Origin of the sequence: Corallococcus llansteffanensis (genome assembly GCF_003612055.1) — a bacterium.
In the GTDB taxonomy this organism is placed as follows: domain Bacteria; phylum Myxococcota; class Myxococcia; order Myxococcales; family Myxococcaceae; genus Corallococcus; species Corallococcus llansteffanensis.
In genome coordinates this window covers 1-4075 of the sequence record NZ_RAWB01000752.1, presented here as the reverse complement: position 1 = coordinate 4075, position 4075 = coordinate 1, and the positions used below count along the sequence as shown (strand labels likewise).

General features: G+C 69.9%; 4 protein-coding genes and 1 pseudogene. 1 reads left to right on the top strand and 4 read right to left on the bottom strand.

Annotation, left to right across the window (positions count from 1 at the left end):
- Nucleotides 1-546: pseudogene (locus D7V93_RS39525) on the bottom strand (J domain-containing protein); the annotation flags it as partial.
- Between the two features lie 14 nt (nt 547-560).
- A complete protein-coding gene (locus tag D7V93_RS39520) occupies nt 561-935 on the bottom strand; it encodes a response regulator transcription factor (protein WP_120627662.1) in 375 nt (124 codons plus the stop codon).
- A gap of 82 nt (nt 936-1017) precedes the next feature.
- Between D7V93_RS39520 and D7V93_RS39515 the strand changes: the two genes are divergently transcribed.
- Nucleotides 1018-2415, top strand: a complete 1398-nt coding sequence (locus D7V93_RS39515; protein WP_199729061.1) for a M20/M25/M40 family metallo-hydrolase — start codon at nt 1018-1020, stop codon at nt 2413-2415.
- 32 nt (nt 2416-2447) lie between these two features.
- Here the strand turns inward: D7V93_RS39515 and pip are convergent, their stop codons facing one another.
- A complete protein-coding gene (gene pip, locus D7V93_RS39510; RefSeq protein WP_120648209.1) occupies nt 2448-3416 on the bottom strand; it encodes a prolyl aminopeptidase in 969 nt (322 codons plus the stop codon).
- Between the two features lie 64 nt (nt 3417-3480).
- Nucleotides 3481-4075: hypothetical protein (locus D7V93_RS39505; protein ID WP_208723303.1), on the bottom strand; the 595-nt coding region annotated here is incomplete at its 5' end.

Genomic DNA, 4075 nt, shown 5'->3' with positions numbered 1-4075 from the left:
GCCACTCAGCGGCAGCGGAGCCGGCGGCAGCGCGCCGCTCATGTCCAGCCGGGGCGGTGGCGGCGGCGGTGGGGGCACCGCGCCCTTCAGGACCAGCGTCTCCGCCTCGCGGATCCGCCGCGAGAGGAAGTCGAAGATCTCCACGGAGATCTTCCGCAACTCCGGGTGCAGGTCCGGCGCCAGGTGATCCGGCGAGAAGCGCTTCGCCATGCGGAAGAAGGCGGAGCGGAACTCGTCGAGCGACGCCTGCGGCTTGAGCCCGAACACTTCGTGCGGCGGCAGGTGCAGCAGGCCGCGCAGCTGGGTGCGCAGGCGCTCGGCCTGCTGCAACTCCACGGAGGGGCTGGTGACCGGAGGGGCGACGAAGAGGTCGCGCACCTCCGGCAGGTCCTGGAGCGGGACCCAGTTCGTTCCATCGCGCGACGCGCGCACGGCCGTCTTCAGACGTCCGGAGGCAATGAGCTCGCGGAATGCTTGCAGTTGGAGCGGGCCCAGCACGCGGCCGAGCGAGTCTCCAACCCAGTAACCGACAGCGGATGACGACACGGGGACCTCAGGAATCAGGACGCGAGCGCCTCGCGCATGGCCGACGCGATCTCCAGCGGATGGAAGGGCTTGCCCACGAAGCCCACGGCCCCCGCGGCGATGGCCTGCTCCACCACCGGTTCGGCGTCCATGCTGCTGATGACGAGCACGCGCGTTCCCGGCGACACGCTCTTGATGGCCCCCAGCACCTCCAGCCCGCTCTTCTTCGGCATGAACAGGTCCAGGAACATCACCGCGGGCTGTTCCTTCGCGGCCAGCGCCAGCCCCTCTTCACCATCGGCTGCCTCCAGCAGTCTCAGGGCGATGCCCGTCTCCGCGATGACGTCCTTGAGGATGCGACGCACGAAGCTGTCGTCATCCACCAGCAGCAGGGTTGGCAGTCCAGACATGGGCGGCAGGATACATGGGCCGCGTGTTTTTCGGCGCGACCGTCGTACGGCGCCTGCCCGCCTTTTGGGTTAAGGGGTGGGCATGTCCATCGACCAGGCGCTCTCCCATTTCGAGTCCCAGAAAGCCGCGTACCTGGAGGACCTCAAGGCCCTCGTACGCATCCCCAGTGTGTCCTTTCCCGGCTTCGACGCGGGCCTCGTGCGCAAGAGCGCCGAAGCAACCGCCGCGCTGTTGAAAGACCGTGGGTTTGAAAACGTCCAGCTCCTGGAAATCGAGGGAGCCCACCCTTATGTCTATGGCGAGGTGCTCAAGGCGCCGGGCCGGCCCACGCTCCTCCTCTATGCGCACCACGACGTGCAGCCCGCGGGGGACGAGTCCGCGTGGAAGAGCCCGCCCTTCGAGCCGCAGCTGCGCGACGGTCGCCTGTACGGCCGGGGCGCGGCGGACGACAAGGCCGGCATCGTCGTGCACACCTCCGCGGTGGACGCGTGGCTCAAGAGCACCGGCCAGCTTCCACTCAACGTGAAGGTCGTCATCGAAGGTGAGGAGGAGGCGGGCAGCGACCACCTGGGTGCATTTCTCCAGAAGCACGCGAAGTTGGTGGCGGCGGACGCCATCGTGCTGACGGACACGTCGAACTTCGACACGGGCCTGCCGTCCATCACCACGGCGCTGCGCGGGCTGGTGACGGTGGACGTGGAGGTGCGGGGGCTGAAGCAGGCGGTGCACTCCGGCATGTGGGGCGGGCCGGTGCCGGATCCGGCGATGGCGCTGTGCCGGATGCTCGCGACGCTGACGCACGCGGACGGCTCCATCGCCATCGAAGGGGTGATGGACCGGGTGAAGCCGCTGACGGACGCGGAGCGACAGAGCATCCAGTCGCTGCCCGGTGACGAGGCCACCTTCCGCGAGCAGGCAGGCATCCGCGAGGGCGTGACGCTGCTGGGCGGTGGACGTCACCCGTGGGAGATGAACTGGCGGCAGCCGAGCCTGGCCATCAACGCCATCCAGGCCAGCAGCCGCAAGGACGCGCGCAACATCATCGTGGAGTCGGCGTGGGCGCGCGTGGGCATCCGCGTGGTGCCGGACCTGGATCCCGAGGACGTGCAGCGCCGGCTGGTGGCGCACCTGCGCAAGGTGTGTCCGTGGGGCCTGGAGCTGGAGATCCGCGAGGACCAGGCGTCCGGCTGGTGGTACACGGACTCGTCGCACCCGGCCTTCCAGGCGGCCTTCCGCGCGCTGGAGAAGGGCTACGCGAAGAAGCCCGTCACCATCGGCTGCGGCGGCTCCATCCCCTTCGTGGAGCCGTTCGCGAAGGAGCTGGGCGGGGTGCCCGCGCTGCTCATCGGCGTGGAGGATCCGTACACATACGCCCATTCCGAGAACGAGAGCCTGCACCTGGGCGACTGGGAGAAGTCCATCCGCTCCGCCATCCACCTCTATGAGGAGCTGGCGAAGTCGCTGACGCCGCGAGGCTAGCGGACGAGGGGCTGGGGCTTACGCCGTAGGCCTCAGCGGTGGGGGCGGAAGCGGTCCGTCGCCTCTACCAGCGCGGACGTGTTGCCGGGCTCGTTGGCGGAGTGGCCGGCGTCCGGGACGATGACGAGCTGCGCCTCCGGCCACGCGCGGTGCAGCGCCCACGCGCTCTCCGGCGGGCAGACGACGTCGTAGCGGCCCTGCACGATGACGGCGGGGATGTGGCGGATGCGGTGCACGTCGTCCAGGAGCTGGGTGTCGCTGCGCAGCCAGCCCTTGTTGACGAAGTAGTGGCACTCGATGCGCGCGAAGGCGATGGCGAACTCGTCGCCCGAGTTGCGCGCGATGAGCTCCGGGTTGGGGTACAGGCAGCTCGTGCGCCCCTCCCACACGCTCCACGCCTTCGCGGCCTCCTGCTGCGTGTGCCTGTCTGAGCCCATCAGCCGCTTCGCGTACGCCTGGAGCAGGTCCCCGCGCTCCGCCTCCGGGATGGGCGCGAGGTATTGCTCCCACGCGTCCGGGAACATCGCGTCCGCGCCGCGCTGGTAGAACCAGTCGATCTCCTGCTTGCGCAACAGGAAGATGCCGCGCAGCACCAGCTCCGTGACGCGCTCCGGGTGCGCTTCGGCGTACGCGAGCGCCAGGGTGCTGCCCCACGAGCCGCCGAAGAGCTGCCAGCGCTCCAGGCCCAGGTGTTCGCGCAGCCGCTCCATGTCCGCCACCAGGTCCCAGGTGGTGTTCATCTCCAGGCTGGCGTACGGGGTGCTGCGGCCGCAGCCGCGCTGGTCGAAGAGGATGATGCGGTACGCGCTGGGGTCGAAGAAGCGCCGCTGCTTGGCGTCGGTGCCACCGCCGGGCCCGCCGTGCACGAACACCACGGGCTTGCCTTCGGGGTTGCCGCACTCCTCGAAGTACAGCGAATGATCACCCGGGACGCTCAGCCGACCGGTGCGATAGGGCTCGATGGGGGGATAGAGCGTGCGCAGCGGAGCGAGGGCGGGCACGGCGTTCCTTCCGTAAGGGTGGGGTGCGCGCACCCTACCAGTTTGATCCGTTGCAGCATCCGTTTCAGAAGTACCACGTCAGCCCGAGGACGAGTCGCCACGGCCCGCCCTCCACGGTGGTGCTGCGCTGGTGCTCCGGGCGCTCCTGGAGGACCTCCCGCTTCAGGGGCCACGCCTTGTCCACCTCCAGGTGGATGCCCAGGTGCCGCCACAGCCGCGCCTCGCCCAGCACGCCGGTGGTGAAGAAGGGCAGGGCCGGATCCGAGTCGATGAAGCGCACCCCCGCGGTGAGGCCCGCGCGGAAGGGGGCGGTGGGCGTCAGCACCCGCAGGCCGCCGCCGAACGACGCGTAGAAGCTGTCCTCGCGGCCGGTGAGCAGCTCGGCCGTGACGTACGCGCCCACCAGCTCCTCGAAGTCGTAGCCGGCGCGCACGCCCAGGCCCACTCCGGTGTCGTAGCGCACGGTCCGCGGAAACAGCGGCGCGGGATCCCTCAGCGTGGTGTCGAAGCCGGAGCCGCGCATCAGCGACACGCCCAGCCACGGGCCGTGCAGCGCCTGGGGCTCATCCGCGCGGGCGAGGGTGGAGGCGAGGATGAAGAGGAAGAGCGCTGCGGGGAAGGAGCGGAAGGTGCGCGGCACGGACGGGGGACCTCGGGGG

Bases quoted from the DNA above. Each gene is read 5' to 3' on its own strand.
- D7V93_RS39515 (WP_199729061.1), top strand. From the start codon at position 1,018: ATGTCCATCGACCAGGCGCTCTCCCATTTCGAGTCCCAGAAAGCCGCG.
- D7V93_RS39520 (WP_120627662.1), bottom strand. From the start codon at position 935: ATGTCTGGACTGCCAACCCTGCTGCTGGTGGATGACGACAGCTTCGTG.